Source organism: Tardiphaga sp., assembly GCF_044340795.1.
GTDB lineage: Bacteria > Pseudomonadota > Alphaproteobacteria > Rhizobiales > Xanthobacteraceae > Tardiphaga.
Window position 1 is genome coordinate 1 of the sequence record NZ_JBIISY010000118.1, and the last position, 18,248, is coordinate 18,248.

11 protein-coding genes are annotated in these 18,248 nt (G+C 54.0%); 5 read left to right on the forward strand and 6 right to left on the reverse strand.

Annotated features, from left to right (window positions below; genetic code table 11):
* The coding region (locus ACIQ17_RS18895) for a hypothetical protein (protein WP_398470604.1) at positions 1-381 on the reverse strand (381 nt) is incomplete at its 3' end.
* Between the two features lie 891 nt (positions 382-1,272).
* Here ACIQ17_RS18895 and ACIQ17_RS18900 point away from each other — a divergent pair.
* Together ACIQ17_RS18900 and ACIQ17_RS18905 are read left to right on the forward strand one after the other, a co-directional pair.
* Positions 1,273-2,076 carry a class I SAM-dependent methyltransferase gene (locus tag ACIQ17_RS18900; RefSeq protein ID WP_398470605.1) on the forward strand — a complete coding sequence of 268 codons (804 nt, stop codon included), beginning with the start codon at positions 1,273-1,275 and terminating at the stop codon, positions 2,074-2,076.
* 1,124 nt (positions 2,077-3,200) lie between these two features.
* Positions 3,201-4,676: an O-antigen ligase family protein gene (locus ACIQ17_RS18905; RefSeq protein WP_398470606.1), complete on the forward strand. Its 1,476-nt coding sequence runs from the start codon at positions 3,201-3,203 to the stop codon at positions 4,674-4,676.
* Between the two features lie 88 nt (positions 4,677-4,764).
* Here the strand turns inward: ACIQ17_RS18905 and ACIQ17_RS18910 are convergent, their stop codons facing one another.
* The 5 genes from ACIQ17_RS18910 to wecB all read right to left on the reverse strand — a co-directional run bounded on the left by ACIQ17_RS18910 (position 4,765) and on the right by wecB (position 13,132).
* Positions 4,765-6,747, reverse strand: coding sequence for a heparinase II/III family protein (locus ACIQ17_RS18910; RefSeq protein WP_398470607.1), 1,983 nt, complete (start codon positions 6,745-6,747; stop codon positions 4,765-4,767).
* Between the two features lie 3 nt (positions 6,748-6,750).
* On the reverse strand, positions 6,751-8,772 hold the full coding sequence (gene asnB / locus ACIQ17_RS18915) for an asparagine synthase (glutamine-hydrolyzing) (protein ID WP_398470608.1): 2,022 nt from the start codon (positions 8,770-8,772) through the stop codon (positions 6,751-6,753).
* A 44-nt stretch (positions 8,773-8,816) separates the two neighbouring features.
* The gene (locus ACIQ17_RS18920; protein WP_398470609.1) at positions 8,817-10,823 is read right to left on the reverse strand and encodes a bi-domain-containing oxidoreductase; all 2,007 of its coding nucleotides are present in this window, start codon (positions 10,821-10,823) and stop codon (positions 8,817-8,819) included.
* A 116-nt stretch (positions 10,824-10,939) separates the two neighbouring features.
* The gene (wecC, locus tag ACIQ17_RS18925; RefSeq protein WP_398470610.1) at positions 10,940-12,196 is read right to left on the reverse strand and encodes a UDP-N-acetyl-D-mannosamine dehydrogenase; all 1,257 of its coding nucleotides are present in this window, start codon (positions 12,194-12,196) and stop codon (positions 10,940-10,942) included.
* Positions 12,197-13,132: a non-hydrolyzing UDP-N-acetylglucosamine 2-epimerase gene (gene wecB / locus ACIQ17_RS18930; RefSeq protein ID WP_398470611.1), complete on the reverse strand. Its 936-nt coding sequence runs from the start codon at positions 13,130-13,132 to the stop codon at positions 12,197-12,199.
* Between the two features lie 448 nt (positions 13,133-13,580).
* Between wecB and ACIQ17_RS18935 the strand changes: the two genes are divergently transcribed.
* The 3 genes from ACIQ17_RS18935 (at position 13,581) to ACIQ17_RS18945 (ending at position 18,181) form a co-directional block, all read left to right on the forward strand.
* On the forward strand, positions 13,581-14,834 hold the full coding sequence (locus ACIQ17_RS18935; RefSeq protein WP_398470612.1) for an oligosaccharide flippase family protein: 1,254 nt from the start codon (positions 13,581-13,583) through the stop codon (positions 14,832-14,834).
* A 160-nt stretch (positions 14,835-14,994) separates the two neighbouring features.
* A complete protein-coding gene (locus tag ACIQ17_RS18940) occupies positions 14,995-16,530 on the forward strand; it encodes a glycosyltransferase family 4 protein (RefSeq protein WP_398470613.1) in 1,536 nt (511 codons plus the stop codon).
* A gap of 4 nt (positions 16,531-16,534) precedes the next feature.
* Positions 16,535-18,181 (forward strand): heparinase II/III family protein, encoded by a 1,647-nt coding sequence (locus ACIQ17_RS18945; RefSeq protein WP_398470614.1) that lies wholly within the window; start codon positions 16,535-16,537, stop codon positions 18,179-18,181.
* Positions 18,182-18,248: the final 67 nt, after the last annotated feature.

Sequence of the window (18,248 nt, forward strand, 5' to 3'; positions counted from 1 at the left end):
CGTCTGATAGCCGAAGGAGCGGAATACTTCCCACTCTTGCCACGCCATCAGGGCGCACAAGCCATAGGCCGGATATCGGAATCCGAGAGCCACATCCCCCCAGCCGGCGAATTCCGGCGTCTGAACGATATCGTCCAAGAAATCGGGATCGGAAACTTGATAGAGCGCGCGGTGAACGAAATCGCGGAGAATGGTGGTGGACAAGACGGTTGCGGTATCGAACACGCTGGCAGCGACGTCATAGATCTCGGTCACTTGACCAACGACCCAATCCCTCAGGTAGTCGAGATCGTCCCTTGCGCCGATGTACTCGGGCAGCACAAACTCGTCTAATGACGCGGTCGCAATAATTAAGCGCGCCGACTCGTAACCATCCGCCATACCGCCCTGCCCCGCCCCAACCAGCATCTAAGCTAAGCAAATTTATCATCGCGTGCCACTAATCACAACCCAAGGGCGGACTGCGCTGTGGAGTGACAGGTCTTGATTGCGGAACTCTTGCCCTGATATAAGAGAGATTCACAAACAAGGACACCTCATATTCGTATTACATGCTCATCGTACAAGCGGTATTTTCATTCAGATTCCGTGGACCGCCATACGTTTGGGCAATCGTGTTTGCTGTGACCAGAGCAATTGCCATGGGGTCCTGGCTTTTGATCGAGCGCACCGCCCTTTAGGCGTAAGGACTGTGGGGCGCGAAGATTCGGACATCCTACGAAATGTCGGGACGAGACGGCTTTCATCATACGTGACGCTAACAGCTTATTGGCAGATGGCCGGTGGACGATCCAATCGCTGTTGATCGGCGCAACGAAAATTGCGAGAGTTTGCGTTGCTCCATCCGAATAGACGATGCTTCGCAACCATCCATGCGTGCGTCATCTCCAGTCTCTTTCGTCGGCGCACGAGCGAAGCCATCGTCGAAAGCCGCGTTGAGTGACAACAAACGCTCTATCCCTCGGTTGATCTGGCAGATGACGCAGCGAGACAAGGCCCACTTTATCAAAGCAGTGACAAGCGCGACGTCGCTCGGATATCGAGTAGGTAGCTACGGTGGCCGATACCGAACGCGCGGCCACGGCCGCGCTAGGACCGCTTACTCGCGTGCCCGGATCCATTTTCGTGAATAGCCCAGTGAAGAAGCAGATTTCTATTCGCATGCATGTGTTTTCAAGAGTGATAACATCGCCTAGTTTTCATCGGTTCATTGGTGCATCAGAACTCGTAAGCATGATGGCCGAGGCCGTAAGGCAAGCAGGGAGCCAATAGGTGACAAACATCGACGTCCGCGATTTTTGGGATGCTGCCGCCTGCGGCGAGGCAGCCTACGCCGTTGGCGGAACGAGTGCAGATCGGTTCGCCGCGCAACGCGAAACGCGCTACAAACTTGAGCCCTTCATCGCGCCGTTCGCGAACTTTGTCGCCGCCACTAATCGGGACGTGCTTGAAATCGGTGTAGGCATGGGCGCCGACCACGAGCAGTGGGCGCGTAAATCGCCACGCAAGCTATGCGGCATCGATCTCACGCCGCACGGTATCGACCTAACCAGCGAACGATTATCGCTCTATGGCCTCTCATCAGAACTACAGGTCGCCGACGCAGAAGCCTTGCCATTTCCAGACGCGAATTTCGACATCGTGTACAGTTGGGGCGTTTTGCACCACAGCAACGATACGCAACAAGCAATAAATGAAGTCGCTCGCGTACTGAGGCCAAAGGGCCAAGCTCGCATCATGATTTATCACAGGTACTCCTTTGTTGGCGCTTTGCTTTGGCTGCGTTACGGCAGATTTTGCCGCAGCCTCACATCCGTCTATGCTGAGCATCTGGAAAGCCCCGGAACCAAGGCCTACAGTTACGTTGAAGCCAAGGCGATGATCGAGAATTCTGGACTCGAGGTTGTCGCGATGCATACGGAATTGAGCCCTGGAGATCTTTTGACCGGCGACGCCGGACAACGCCATAAGGGTGCGGCATTGTCGATCCTGCGTAAGATTTGGCCGCGCAAGACTATCCGCACCATGGGTCGCCGCCTCGGCCTGTTTCTGCTGATTGAGGCCGAAAAGCCATAACACAGACAAGGGCAACTGTGGCCAGGTCATCCTGCACAATCAGTTCTTCGGTGAAAATACAGAGACGCGCAGCATGCAGCCGTTTTCGCGCAGCTTCTTGCGCGGCGCGCGCGAGGCGCCGCTTGTTAAGAGAAGTCACAACATTCGCAACGGCCTTTCAACGATCCCAGCGCCACGCCTGCAGCGGTAGACTGGCAGCCACGCGCAGCTTTTCGGATCAAAAGACACATAACCGGGCCTATCGGTTTTCTGCAACAATGCCGCAGTTCAATCGCTCGCTGGGCCACGCGTCGCTGGACAGGACTGCCCGGCTGAAACCTCGCGCGCGCCGCATAGTGCCTAGTTGATTAGAAAGGACGAACTTAACACAGGATGCTTTTGCGACAACGTCCGATATCAGACACAGCAACGCGCTGGACGCTACGGTCAATCGGCGGGTGAGCGGACAACCGGACGCGGCCCCGCTAAGTTAGGCCGTGAAGAAGCGGCAACATCAGCGCCACTGCTGCGGCCACCAAACTGAACAATTTCCATTTGCATTTTCGCGCCGCAAATGCTGCGGGATTCATCCCCGTAGGCTCCGCCCTCACCTGTCGCAACGCTTACGAGGTAGCGCAAATCGGCCCACCGTTGGCTCGTTAACGCGCTTGGATCATCAGCAGCCTACGAGAATGTTGTAATCTTGCTGCTTGCGGTGCTAGGAGAGCGCAACTTCAAACGCAATGGGTTAAACAGAAAATGAGGCGCCCAGCCTTCGATTTCATCTGGCAGGCGGGGTTCGCGCGGTCATTTTTTGTCATTGCGACGACAATCGTGCACGATCAGATTTTTCGGTTTGAGCCAGCAGAGGCGATTGAATTGGCATCCGTGAACTACTGCCATTCCCGTGGGTCATACTCGCCCGTTTCACGGAGAATTATCGATCCAACATCAAGGCAGATCTGGCCGGTACTGGCTACTTGCAGAAAGTTACTGAAAATCGCCGCCCCCTCCACGGACAATCGAAACAATGTCGCTACGCTGCCGTTGAAATTTGCAATCGGCAATGCTTCGGCTCGGCATTACCTGATCGGCACTACCTCATCTGACCGGGGATGGCTGCTAAGTACGCCAGGTTACCCGTCTTGACAGGCCTGGCCTTGAAAAAAAATGGCACCGAATTGCCAAACCGAATCCTGTTGGGCCTTTCGTTCATCGTTCCGGTCCAGCCGCTCCTTCAATTCGGCCCCATCACGGAGCTTAAGACATATCGGGTCGTCGAACTAATCATTCTCATAATGCTCATTGTGGCAGCATTAACGAAACAGAGCCCTCATATTCCAAAGACCATCCGTGTTTCATTTTGGATCGGGCTCTTTGGATGGGCTCTAGCTACCGCTTTTTCCAATTATCCTTTGCGTTCCCTTGATGTTGGAGCTCTTGAGTTCTTCATACCGTTTTGTGTGTTATACTTGTTTCTCGCATACGCCCCAGATAGGCAATTCATGGTAAAGGCCGGCGCGCTATTTGTGCTTGGTGTCCTACTCGTCAGTGCTTACCAAGCTTTCGAAATCATATCAGCATACGGGTCGTTCCTAGTGTTCCCCAGCGCGGGCAATTTTCTTTTGTACAAAGCTGCGCTGCCCGTCCTTTTACCGAGCGGTGTTCGGCACGGATATGGGAATATCGATAATTACGCATCTCTATGGGCGCTCCTAATCCCACTTCTTGCCGGAAGCATCTTATTTGTTCGGAAACGGTACGTTGCAGGGATTGCACTTGCGACACTGCTTTACCTTGGCTTGTTTACATACTCGCGCGGAGCACTGCTCTCCGTCATGGCTGCTCTTCTGACGCTTCTTTATTTCCATCTCTCCGTAAAGAGAAAGATAAGCCGATCGATACTGTCGATACTGGCCTTACTCGGATTGATACACATGGACAGTTCGATCCTCTCCTACTTTGCGTCAGGAGTTTCCACCTTTTCACGAGAGGTCCAGATCGAAGCGCAAAGAAAACAGCCCCAAGACAAGTCGGCATCGACTGGGGCGGCAACCACACCAACCGGCGACACCGATGCACAGAGACTTAAAACGCCGAGCAATGACGTTGATATAGGGAGCGCACCGATCCTGAGCGCTCCTGCAACTCAGACCACCCCGCTTCCCGGCGCAGAATCTGCATCAGATTTGGATGTATCGACCGTTGAGCAATCGGGCGAGGATCGAGCGGAGTCCTGGCGTACTGGACTCACAATAGCAAAAGATCATTGGCTTTCGGGAGTAGGCTACGGTGTCTACCCGATCATTGAGCCGAAGTTTACGGCACCTCATACCATGCTGCTGATGCGCTTCGCTGAAAGTGGGGTTTTCGGTCTACTTTCATTCCTCATTCTCGCGCTCTATTCGCCATATAGATTAGTTCAGGATCGTAGTCTGGGTATGTTTGAAATTACCTGCTTGGTTGCCATATCCGCATTCATGGTCAAGGCAGCAATTTTCGGCGCGTCTTTCTCTGTTAGCTCCAACATCGTCTGGGGCTTTGGCTGCATGATGTTGATGGCCGCAAGTTTGATTCCCAAAGAAGCGATCAGAACTGGCCGAGCTGGAAACGCTCCTTAAATACCGGGAAACGGAAAGCATATAATCCGGTTAGATGCGGAGCGGCCACAATCGCCCTCGAAGGACAGCAAAGGTACAAGAACAAGTGCTAAGCTGGGCGTAGCATTATCTTAAGCTGCCCTGATCCCGATAAGCGTTTTTGCCACACGATCACTTGCGCAGGGATCCGAACCCCATACGACGGCGATACGCTAGACTCGGTTGTATGAAGCTCCCAATCTGCCCCTTCCCAGGACAGAGCAAAACGCTTTTCACGAACGAGAATATTAAACTGACCGCTCGACCGATCGATGTCCGCTTCGGATGACAAATGAAGCGGTACTTTAAGCGTGTGTTCACCCGCGGCATCCACGAAGTCCTCTATCGTTAACATCCCTGTCAGATGATCGAGCGTGATGCTGCGCCGTATCACGGTCACATCAGCTAAACGATCATAACCCGAATGCGCACCGCGGAACCGGCTAGTCTCGCGATCCGCGGTGAACTCGATCAGGCGCGCGCGCGCGTCATCATGCAAATTCCAAAGATTATCGGGTGCGTGAAGCCGATTAATTTCTTCGCAGTCCACTTGCACGGTATTGTGCATGCTGGTTGATCTGAAGTGATTTCGTGCGTCAAAATCGGCGGTGTAGACGTAAGAACCGGGATCTACCACAACGGGTACGCCCTGAAGCCAAGCTTCAAAAGAAAGAGCATCATTGTGGCCATGGCCGCCAAGCCCAGCCAATCCAACAGGCCCGCAATCGATGAAAACGTGATTACTCGCGTCCGCTAATATAAAAACCCCACCAACATCAAACCGCGTTGATGTCATGGGCAGATCGGTTACGCCCTCATCGTCCGGCACCGCATGCCAGAAGAGTTCGTCGCCGTAAGTCCCTGCCCAGCTCGAAGCGCCGATCGTGTTCGCGATCAGACCTGGCAAATACCTGTGATCGCTCAACGCTTGCGTTCCCAGCGGTAAGGAGCGACCATCGTCCGCATCGCCCCAATGAGGACTCGTACCATCAGGCCGACTGTAGCTCTCGGTGAAGTGAGCCATAGCCGCAAGTCGGTCCGCATAGGGCTTCTCGACTGAAAGTCCCGAAGCAAGGCGATATCGAGCTGCCATCCCGAAAAGTTCGGCAACCAAGCGATGATAAGGAACAGAGGCTTCGAAATCGATACCATCGAGATGGACCTGCGAGGCAATCTCCTCATTGAGCGACCGCCATCCTTCGTGCTGCCATCGCTCCGCAGCTCCAATGCCGCGGAAGAACAATCCGGCAAAGACCATCCCGACTGCATCTGCCGTCAAGTGATTTCCATTGATAGTCGAGCGCTCGATGTGAATTTCCGTAAACGCACCGTGAAGATAAAGGGATGTCAGAAATTTGTCTCGAAACGTGGGGGCGCTCCAAGCCTGAGACTTAGCAAAAACATGAAAGAGCCAAGTCCATGTTTGAAGCCTGAGCGCCGGCTCCATCGTGCAGGACCAATTGACCGAGTAAGCGTAAGGATTGTTGTCAATCCAGCTTTCCAGCACGGCGCGCGCGCCTTGAGCATAGCGCTCGTCCCCTTCGCTCAACAGGTAAGCTTGGCCGACCGGAAGCAACCACTGGAGGCGCGATATTTCCCAAGGGATCTTGACGTCGCTCGGGCGCCCTTTGTTGTTGTAGTCGATCGCCTTACAGAATTGAACGGGCCAGCGATCACCGGTCTTGAAGTCTTGCAGCCAATCGATGTCCGTCCCCATCCGGACCAGACCGGTACCGAGAAGATCGACCTCGTGCCGCAGAGCACGCTCAGCTGCGGCAAAAATGATCTCTGCACTCCCCGGAAAAGAACGATCGTACGCTCGTCGATCGACAAGCTGCGTCCGTGCCGGATATGGATGAGACGCAAGCTTGTTCCAGAGACCATCAACCGACGCCTGCCCGCCCCAGCGCGCCAAACGACGGCCGGACATTGTTCGCGCGAACGCCGGCGCGACAATACGTTCCGACTGCATGCGTAGTTCTTGCAACAGCCGGCGCACGACATATGTCGGCGGCTTACTGGCAAGTCGTTTCAGACGACTGATGACGCTCATTGCTTAAGCCCTGGCGGCAGACTTGTTACCGATCCAGTAATCGTACCAGGCCGTCAGATTGTAGAGCGTCCAGATCTGCAGGCTCGTATCTCTCTTCTTTGAGCGATGATCGGAAAACAGCTGCTTGATGAAATCCAGATTGAAATAGCCCCGCGAGAGAAGCTCCGAGCCCGTAACAGAACGCTCGACGTGCTCTCCGAACGAACCACGCAACCAGTCGGCCATCGGCGCGCCGAATCCCATCTTCTTGCGATAAATCAGCTCATGAGGGATGAGATCTTCGACCGCTTTCTTGAGAATGTACTTGGCTTCGCCATTCTTCGTTTTCCACTCCTCGGGAATATCGAACGAGAAGTCGACGAGCTCCGTGTCGAGGAAAGGAACTCTTGCCTCGAGCGAGACGGACATCGAAATCTTGTCGACGCGCATCAGAAGCAATTCCGGCAATCGAAGCCGGAATTCGGAATGAATCATACGTGTCAGCGGATCCTGTCGGGGATACGCTTTGTCGAATGGCGCATAGAAAGAGTTCACGACGTTGAAGCTGTCGGGAACGAGATATTTGGGATCCAGAATATTCGCTTCGATCATCGGCTTGTGATGGTCGCCGGAGCCGAGCGCATCATAGCGCACAAGACGGTCCTTGTCGGTGTTCCAGAACACCATTGCACCGGTCCAGAAATGCTCCCGATCACGCGCCGCGCGATCGATGATATCGGCATAGACTGTCCATTCCGGCTTGAATGCCGAAGCACCGATCGCAGTCGCTGCGGCGAGCCGTTGAACAGACTTCGGCAGTTGCCTGAAAGGCTCCCAGTACTTCCGGTAAAGGCGTTGATAGCCCATGTAGCTCGCATATCCGGAAAACTGCTCGTCGGACCCTTCCCCAACCTGCACGACGGTCACGCCACTCTCGCGCGCCAGCTTGGAGATAAAATAGAGCGGAATGCAGACCCAATCCGCCAATGGTTCATCCTGATGATGAATCAGATTTTCCAGATAGCCGATCATATCCGCTTCACTGATCAACACTTCATGGTGCTGAGTGTTGAAGCGTTTTGACGCGATCTTCGCGTAGTCCAGCTCGTTCAAATGCTGAAAATCTTTGAAGCCGACGGTGAAGGTCTTCAGCGGCTGATCCGTAAACTCGCTCATCAGCGCAACGTTGGTCGACGAGTCGATGCCACCCGACAAGAAGACACCGAATGGCACGTCCGACATCATTCGCCGTTCAACCGCTCCGTGCAGTTTCTGGCGAATTCCCTGAACGTAGAAATCTTCCTGCGCGGCCTCGCTGAGGCTGGACAAATCCGAGGGCACGTTTCCTTTGCCAGGCACCGCGTCGTAGTAACGATGCATCTTGATCTGCCCGTCAGACGCAACCCTGAGATAACAGCCTGGCGGAATCTTATAGATGCCCTTGAACATGGTCATGGGCGCCGGCGTCGTTAGAAAGCTCAGATAGTGCAACATCGCATGTGGATCGATGTCGCGCTCAACTTCGGGATGAGCGAGAAGCGCCTTGATTTCCGATGCGAAGGCAAACAGGCCATTGAAAACCATGAAGTAGAGCGGTTTCACACCGATATTGTCGCGCACGACCAACAGAGAATCGTCGCGGGAATCGTACAGGCCGAACGCGTAATCGCCGGAAATGCGGGACAGCAATCCATCGATCCCCCACTCCTCAAAACCGTGCACGAGAATTTCCGTGTCGGAGTGATTGGTCCGAAATACGTGTCCAGCCTGCTCCAATGGCTGACGAAAGCTCGTATGATTGTAGATTTCGCCATTGAACGTAATCCAGACACGGCCGTCTTCATTCGGCATAGGCTGGTTTGCGGAGTTGCTCAGATCGACAATCGACAGCCGTCGATGACCAAGGCCGACATGTTCTTGCTGGGAGATCCACAGATCACCGCCATCTGGCCCGCGATGAACCATGCTATCGCGCATCGTCTCGATGAGATCAGACGACACACGACGCTGCTGCCCAAAAGCAAATACACCAACAATTCCGCACATCGAATCACGTCTTCCAGATCAGTGATAGGGCCAGCTCACTCGAACTAAGAGGACAGCTGCCGCTGAACTTTAAAGCTCACGCGCGTTGCTGCAAGTTGCTCTTCCATGGAGATCGGCCAATTGCCGCCTGCCCTGAAGGCTTCGGCTAATGCGCGCAACTCCTCAAGCTGCCCCTTTTCGATGACACTTGCCTTCCAGTCTCCCGAACCACCAGCAACGGTCAGAGACTTATAATCATCCAGGGTCAGCACCTTGCCGTCTGCGAAGATCTCAGCGCGCTCCTTGGGATAATCTCTCGCTCCCATGGCAGTGTATGTGAGGGTGCACACCGAACCGTCTTGATAGCGGACGGTCGCCACGAAATTATCGTCTCGACGCCAGTAATCAGAGCTCGGCGAGATGGACGTCGCGCTCACTTCTGTCGGCAAGCTGCCGGTCAGCGCATTGAAGAGATCATAGATGTGGCACGCCTCTCCAATATTGCGCCCACCACCCTGAGGCCCATGCACCCAGTGATCTTTAGGAATGTAGCCGGCATTCATCCGGTAATTGACGATAATGGGCGACGCACGATTGGCGAGGACTTTCCGCGCTAATGTGATCGCCGGTGCAAAACGCCGATTAAAGCCCGTCATCAGCAAGGGCGCATTTGCCGTCTCTGCGTAGAACGCCTCGATCTCTGCTAGTTCTTCTTCGTTGAGAGAGAGAGGCTTCTCTACGAACACATTCTTTCCAGCACGCAGCGCCTGCATCACCATGCCGGCATGAAGATCATGCCGGGTGGCGATCAACACCAGATCGATCTCTGGATCAGCAAGCACGGAAGCATAGTCAGTTGTGGCGTTTGCCGCGCCAAATCGTTCCGCTGCGGTCCGCGCCGAAAGCCCGGTGCGGCTGACCACAGTACGCAGCTCGTACAGGTCCGTTAGCTTCTGCAGGTTCGGCAGGTGCATGCCCTGAGCAAAACCGCCCGCCCCGACCAGCGCCAGGCGAATACGTCCCTCGATGGTCTTTGGAGTCTGGAGCTTCAACGTTGCGCCACGCGCTTCCGCGCGCTCGGCGTATTTGAGCAAAACCAGAAGAGGCTTTTCGCCCGGAACCTTCAGGGCTTCATAAGCCGTTTCCGCGACATCAATGTCGAACGGCTCCCGTATCATATTCTTGAGAGAGACACCCCCAGCCGCGAGCTGGCGCAGATATTCCGCCATGTTGCGGTTTTCGGTCCAACGGACATAGGCCAGCGGATAATCGTTTCCCTCTTCTTCATACACGGGATCATATCGCCCCGGTCCGTAAGAGGTCGAAATGAAGAAATCAATTTCCTTAGCATAGATATCGTTGCGAGCGATATTGAGGCCTACGTCGCCAACAACCACAACACGGCCCTTACGGCGACAGGCCTGAAAGGCTTGCGCAAGAAGCTCGCTCGATTGTGCAGCAGCAGTGATAACGATCGCATCGGCACCGAAACCATCGGTGAGTTTCAGAACTCTTTGGACGAAATCACCGTCCTTCGCACTGATACCGACATCAAGGCCATTCTGGCGCGCGACCTCGATCCGGCCTTCGTCGATATCGCTGCCAATGACGCGACACCCATGTGCCTTGAACAATTGCGAGCTGATCTGGCCGAGAATACCAAGCCCGACGACGACTACTGTCTCACCCAGAGTTGGCTGCGTACGACGCACCCCCTGCATCGCGATAGCCCCAAGGGTCACCGTTGCCGCTTCGTCCATTCCGAGGTTGTCAGGAACAGGAACGGTGAGATTGACCGGCACATCGATCAACTCGGCATGGTTGGCAATTCCTGCCCCCGCACACGCGACACGATCGCCAACCGCAATGCCCGTCACTTCCGAACCGACTTCGACAACCACACCTGCTGCCGAATACCCGGTGGGAAGTCCAGCATCGAGGCGCCCGCGGATCTGGTTATAGACCCGCATCACTCCCTGATCGCGCATCAACTGCAGCGCTTTTTTCACATGGTGAGGTTGCTTGAGAGCACGCCGATAAAGCGGCAACGCCGACATGCGAACGCCCGCCATTTCGGTTCCAACCGAGATGCAAGATCGCTCGACCCGCACCAAAACATTTCTCGGACCAACGGTCGGAGCCGGGACATCCTGAACGAATACTTTTCCGGAACGAACAAGTAACTGTTTCACGCCCAAACGCCTCGCGTATCAATGACCACTTTCCCGTTCAACAGATCAGCCGGCATCTCGTAGTACTGGCGATGATTGACGAGCATCAGAACAATGTCGGCTTCGGCGATCGCGGCGGCATGATCCTCCAAAAGCGTCACGTGAGAGCGTCCATCGAGGCCTTTAGGCAGGGCCGCAACGTGCGGTTCGGAAACGAGCAATTTCGAATTCTCCAACTCGGCAAGCATCGTCGCGATGTGGAGCGCCGGGCTCTCGCGCAAATCATCGACATCGGGCTTAAAACTCAAGCCAAGGACAGCAATCCGCGGGCGTCCACCTCGATGACCGCCTATAGCCGCCTTGACCTTGTCGAGCACCCAATGCGGCTTGTTGTCGTTGATTTCCCGCGCAGTTCGAATAAGGCGCGCCTGTTGCGGCGCCGCTTCGACGATAAACCACGGATCGACAGCAATGCAGTGTCCACCGACACCTGGGCCGGGCTGAAGAATTTTGACGCGTGGGTGATGGTTCGAAAGCCGGATCAGTTCCCAGACGTTCACGCCAAGCTTGTCACACACGAGAGAAAGCTCATTTGCGAAAGCGATATTGACGTCCCGGAATGAATTCTCCGTTAGCTTGCAAAGCTCGGCGGTGCGAGAATCTGTCACGAGCAATTCGCCCTTACAGAAGATGCGGTAAAGGGCAGCAGCGCGCTCCGAGCACTCAGTGGTGGCCCCGCCGATAATTCGATCGTTCTCAACCAATTCAGTGAGGACGCGGCCGGGAAGAACGCGTTCAGGGCAATACGCCACGAAAATATCGACTTCCGTTGCCCCCTTTTTGGGAAAACGCAAATCCGGACGCTTCGCAGCCATCTTCTCGATCAGCATCTCCGTCGTACCAGGAGGAGATGTCGATTCAAGAACGACGATGTTTCCCGGGCGAAGCTTTGGCGCAACCGCATCCGCCGCCGTAAATACATAAGACAGATCGGCCTTATTGTCATGAAACGGAGTCGGGACAGCGATCAGAAATGCATCTGCTTCCCGTGGCTGCGTAACCGCGTGGAGCGCCCCACGCTGCACCACACGCGCCGTCACAGCATCGAGATCCGGCTCGATGATATGGATCTCCCCTTGATTAATCTTGTCGACTACGGACTGCTGAACATCGACGCCAATAACCTTCACACCATTCGCCGCAATAACCGCCGCGGTGGGCAGACCGATATAGCCAAGCCCGACGACGCAGATAGATTGAAACGGACGTTGCATTTAGTTCTCCAGAACGGATCGAATACGCGAGGCAGCGAGGCCGTCGCCATAAGGATTAATTGCCTGCGCCATCGCTTGATAGTGAGCGGCATCAGTCAATAGCCTCGAAGCCTCACCAAAAATCCGATCTGCATCGGTCCCGACCAAAATAACAGTCCCAGCACTGACCGCTTCCGGCCGCTCCGTCTTCTCCCGCGTGACAAGAACAGGCTTGCCGAGTGACGGCGCCTCCTCCTGGACACCTCCAGAATCCGTAATGATGAGATAAGACCGCTGCATCAGGAACACGAAAGGCTCGTAGTCCTGGGGATCGATGAGCGTTATCTTATCGTTTGCCCCAAGCAGGCGTTCAACAGGCTGGCGCACATTTGGATTTGGGTGGACTGAATAGACGATTCGCACGTCATGCTCACTAACGATTCGGAGCAATGCAGCGCAGATGGTCTCGAACCCGGTGCCGAAATTTTCCCGCCTGTGGCCCGTCACAAGAATCATACGACGCCCGTCCTGATCAATGAACGGAAAACGACGCTCCAAATCGGCGCGACGCGCCGACGAACCATCGATCCGTCCACGCATTTCCAGCAAAGCGTCGATGACCGTGTTGCCCGTCACATGGATCGAGGCCTCATCGATCCCTTCGGCGAGAAGGTTCAACCTCGCCCGCGGCGTTGGAGCGAAATGAAATTTTGCAGCAAGCGTTGTCACTCTACGGTTCATTTCTTCCGGCCAAGGCGCGTAAAGTGACCCAGAGCGGAGGCCGGCCTCAACATGCCCCACCGGAATTTGGCGGTAGAACGCCGCAAGCGACGCGGCAAGCGTAGTGGTCGTGTCTCCATGGACCAAGACTGCATCTGGCTTCAACTGATCCAGAACACCACCCACTCCAATCAGGATTCGCGCTGTCAGCTGATCCAAAGTCTGATTTGGCTGCATGACGTTCAGATCAAATCCGCTCTTATTGCAAATAGTTCCAAGACTTGATCGAGGATTTCACGATGTTGGGCGGTGACACACACGTGAACGTCCAGACGATCACTCTGGCGCAATGCCGACACGACCGGTGCCATCTTGATAGCCTCCGGCCTTGTGCCAAAAACGACCAATACTTTCGTCAAAGCGTCCCCACCCAATAAACTGTTCTATATCGCAGCGAGTTAGCTTGATCTTGAACGAACGGCAACGATAAAGATATAATTCCTGCAATTAAGAATTTTACCGCGGCAGTATCGCATCACGGTTACAGACCGGATCAACGTTCGAGCTCGCCTAATCTTAGTCAGCATCCAGACAGATCCAGTACGTCTGATTTGGATTGGGTCGGCTCTTGTTTCAGCCTTCAGCTTGATCTGATAGATCGATCTGCGATTTGCACAAAGTGGCGATGAGTGTCTTGTTTCAAAGTATTCTAATCACCGCAGCAACGCGGATTTTACTCGTTCTAACCGGTCTCCTGTCGAGTGTTATCGTCGTCCGACTGCTCGGAGCGGAAGGACGCGGCGTGTTCTTTTACTGGACAACTCTAGCAGGGCTCGCCGTTCAATTCGGTAATTTCGGTCTCGCATCCAGCAATACTTTTTACTTGGCACGCGACCGAACGCTTCTTGGCCCGCTGGCGGCCAATGCGCTCCTCTGTTCAATCTTCGTCGGCGGCATCTCTCTGCTCGTTCTCGCAATCACTACTCCTGCTCATCACACCTCCACCTTAACTCAATCCTTGTTGGCGGGAGTTGCGAGCGTACTTGTGGTCGGCAGCATGTATTATATGCTCGGCGTCAATTTGCTGGTCGCGATCAAGCACTATCGAGACTTCAACGTTTTTGAAATCATGAACCGATCGCTCGCACTTGCATGCATTGCTGGTGCCGCAGCATATTGGCGCAGCGCTGAGGCAGCATTTGCTGGAGCTGCAGCAGCGTCGATCATCGCCTGCGCCCCCCTTTTCTTGCGTCTTCATTCCCTGAGTGGCGGCTTTGCGAGACCCGATTTCGCTTTGTTTCGCCGCGGACTGAATATCGCGGCCCGCGCCTACATCACGACTTTACTGGGCTTTATCGTCCTGCGTTTTAACGCCATCTACCTTCAATGGACCTCAGGATCGGCCACAATGGGAGAATGGTCAATCGCGGCACAAATACTAGACACGCTTGGAATCATTCCCACCGCGGTCGCGATCGTCCTCTTTCCAACTATTCTGACATCCGAGCGCCCTTACGAGAAAATGAGGAAGAGCCTAAGTCGCGTCGCTCTGCTTATGCTTGGGATTTGCGCTGGAGCGGCTGTGACAGGCCAACCGCTCATCTCTATTGTATTTGGTCAGACCCACGAGGCAGCGTATGAGATCATGCTATACGGACTACCTAGCAGCTTCGCCGTTGGTTTGCTGGTGGTCATTTCGCAATTCCTCGCGTCGATAGGCTTCCCTCTGGCGCTTATTGCGATCTGGAGCGCAGGACTTTTAGTCGAGATCGCCGTCTCATTGATCCTTGTTCCCAAACTCGATGGAGTAGGAGCGATGATCGCCTTGTCAGCCGCTCACACAACAATCTTCCTATCGGCTTTAGCCTTAGCCCATAGACTTCGCCACGTGGCGATCAACCAGAAAGACAGCCGAGGCAACCAAGAGCATGCCATCTAAAACGCTAGTACTCTCAGCTTATCCGTTATCGCAAAAATTCCAGAGCGATTTGACCGCTTTAATTGACGGGACCTTCGATCGGGCCACATTGAACGACCTACGTGGGCCGAATCCGATTGGCCTCCTTAGAACCCTCCGGAAAATCGCGCCAGATCGCCTCGTGGTTCCGCTGGAAGATGACAGCAGCCTCGCGCTACTTCCCATCGTCAAGCTCGTGGCTGGCGCTACGCGCGCAAAGCGCATTGAGATCGTGCATCCCGATCTACTGGTGACTAAGATCTCGCGTCTATCAACTGTTGTAGATTTTATTCTCTTCGTAGGCGCCAGCATGCGGCTGGCTTTACATGCCATCATGTCTACGAACGAGTTGAAGACCTTATTGAAAGCACCTCGCCTTGCTCTTCGCTCGCCGAAGAACAATCAACGGGTACTCTATCTGAAAACCAATCTTTGGATGGGGATAAAAGCCGGAGGATCGATTGGTCACATCGCGGGCGTAGTCAACGGTCTCCAGGACGCCGGCTATCCGGTTACGCTTGCGTCCGCAGAGCAACCGGTCATGGTCGATTCGAAAGTCAAACTGCAACATGTCAATCCACCGCGGACATTCGGCCTTCCATACGAACTTAACAATTACCGATTTCAAGACATCTTTGCAAAAACAGTGCGTCCTCTACTTGCCGGCCACGCACACGGCGTCATTTACCAAAGGCTCTCAGCAGCGAACTACTTGGGTGCGTTGCTATCGAGAGAATACCAACTACCATTGATAGTCGAATATAACGGATCAGAAACGTGGGTCGCCAAAAACTGGGGCCGCCAAATGAGATTTCATGGGCTTGCAACAATGGCCGAAGAAGCCATGTTGCGTCACGCGCATTTAATAGTGACCATTTCGAACGTCTTGCGCGACGAGCTTATCTCGCGGGGCGTCGAGCCTAAACGGATCGTGACCTACCCTAACTGCATCGATCCAGCGATCTTCGATCCGGCGTGTTTCAGCTTGGCAGAACGCAACAAACTTCGAGCCCGCTATGGCATAACTTCTAAAGAGCGGCTTATCGCATTCATAGGAACTTTTGGGCAATGGCACGGGGTCGATGTACTCGCTCGAGCAATTGCACAGATGTGCTCAGACGATAGAGAATGGATCAACCGACACAATTGTCGATTTATGCTGGTCGGGGACGGGCTGAAGATGAACGAAGTGCGCCGTACAATTTGCGATGCCGGCGCAGAAGATATTTGCATTATGACTGGACTCGTGCCGCAAACCGAGGCCGCGCTCCATTTGGCCGCGGCCGACCTATTCTTGTCGCCACACGTAGCAAATACCGATGGCAGCAAATTCTTTGGTTCACCGACGAAACTGTTCGAATACATGGCGATGAGCAGAGGCATTTATGGATCTCGCCTCGACCAGATCGGTGAGGTTCTTTCGCCCAGCCTTGATGTGAACAACCTTCCCGCGCTAGGCGCGTCGCCTCAAGAGACAAATGTGGAAACTGCGGTGCTTGGGGCTCCGGGAAGTGTCGATGATTTGATTGCCGGTATACGCTTTCTTGTCGAACGGCCCGAATGGGCCGAGCATATTGCAGCGAACGCCCGAAATAAAGCACTGTCGAAATACACTTGGCAACGCCACGTCGATGCCATCCTCGATGGCTATAAAGCTATAATGCGCGAACCGGAATGATACCTTGCGCACCACGATTTTGAAATGGACCAAGACGCTTAGCCTTTATTGGCATACAATTCGTCACCTTCGGATCACGCAGCTCATTGCGCGTGTTCGATTTCGAATTGCCAGTCCTCGTCATTCAAAAGTAAGCTCAGACATCTCGGATCGACCAGAAGAGTGGATAGCGCCCGTAGATCGCGAGATCAGTCTCGTCGGTTCGGACCGTTTCACCTTTCTCAACCGCACCCTCCACCTCGATGAAATCGGGTGGGACAACCCCGCGATCGACAAACTCTGGCGCTACAATCTCCACTATTTTGACGACCTGTCGGCGATCGATTCCACCTCTCGATCCGAAACACATCGAATTCTTATCGATCGTTGGATCTCTGAAAATCCGGCAGCTCACGGATCTGGTTGGGAGCCCTATCCAACTTCGTTACGGATCGTAAACTGGATCAAGTGGATCCTCGCTGGCAATGTTGCTTCATCAACGATGCTTAACAGTATTGCGGCACAAACAGATTGGCTTAGCAAACGTCTCGAATATCACTTGTTAGGAAACCATCTCTTCGTGAATGCAAAGGCTCTTGTTTTCTCCGGTCTGTTTTTCAGGGGAGCGGACGCCGAGCGCTGGCTATCTATCGGCCTAGACATTCTGCGGCAAGAAATTGAAGAGCAGATATTGCCTGATGGTGGACACTTCGAACTCTCTCCAATGTATCACGCGCTCATACTCGAAGACATTCTTGATCTTTACAACGTTTGCCGCGCTTACGGTCACCGGCTCCATGGCTCACCTCCGATCGAATCAGAACTCGCTCGTCGCATGCTGCGTTGGCTATCAATAATGACGCATCCAGACGGTGAAATATCCTTTTTTAACGATGCTGCATTTGGGATTGCCTCCCCCTTTTCGAAGCTCGCCGAGTACGCGCGAAGATTGGGGATTCCCCCCCCTTCCAAACTAACCGATGATATTTATCATCTTGCCGAGAGCGGTTTTATCAGGATTCAGCAGGGTCGAATTGTAGCGATCTTAGATGTCGGGCAAGTAGGCGCCGACTATCAACCAGGGCATGCACACGCCGATATTTTGAGCTTCGAAGCTTCAATCGATAACGTCCGCGTTTTTGTGAATTCGGGCACTTCGGAATACGGCGTCGGTCCAGAACGATCGCGACAGCGTGCAACTGCCGCGCACAATACTGTCGTGATCGACGAATGCGATTCATCTGAAGTGTGGGGAGGATTCCGGGTTGCGCGACGTGCTGAGCCCACAGGACTCTTTGTTCAAAAATCGAGCAATCGTTTGAAAATAACCTGCTCACATGACGGTTATTGTCGCCTACCCGGCCGTGCAATTCATACTCGTCACTGGCAATTCGAACCTGACTGCTTGACAATTGTTGATGAGTTCACCGGGCGATTTAACAATGCGATATCACGGGTGTTTGCTAGTCCGAGTGTTCATTTCCAGCATCTGCGCGACAGCGAATTCGTGGGAACAATAGGCGATCACGTTGTGAGAGTAGAATTTTCCGCCCCGACTATTTCCGTCCTGAGAGATGCGACCTGGCACCCGCGGTTCGGGTACTCGTTGCAAAACCAATGTTTTAGCGCAGCATCAAACGGTGCTCCCATAACTACATATCTTCGTTGGTGACTGCACGTGAAGATTCTGCTCTTAAGCTTTTACTATCCTCCCGACCTATCAGCAGGTTCGTTTCGTG

Excerpts from the sequence above, each read along its gene's own strand:
- wecB (WP_398470611.1), bottom strand. The coding sequence starts at position 13,132 with ATGCAGCCAAATCAGACTTTGGATCAGCTGACAGCGCGAATCCTGATT.
- ACIQ17_RS18935 (WP_398470612.1), top strand. The coding sequence starts at position 13,581 with ATGAGTGTCTTGTTTCAAAGTATTCTAATCACCGCAGCAACGCGGATT.
- ACIQ17_RS18920 (WP_398470609.1), bottom strand. The coding sequence starts at position 10,823 with ATGGCGGGCGTTCGCATGTCGGCGTTGCCGCTTTATCGGCGTGCTCTC.
- asnB (WP_398470608.1), bottom strand. The coding sequence starts at position 8,772 with ATGTGCGGAATTGTTGGTGTATTTGCTTTTGGGCAGCAGCGTCGTGTG.
- ACIQ17_RS18910 (WP_398470607.1), bottom strand. The coding sequence starts at position 6,747 with ATGAGCGTCATCAGTCGTCTGAAACGACTTGCCAGTAAGCCGCCGACA.
- wecC (WP_398470610.1), bottom strand. The coding sequence starts at position 12,196 with ATGCAACGTCCGTTTCAATCTATCTGCGTCGTCGGGCTTGGCTATATC.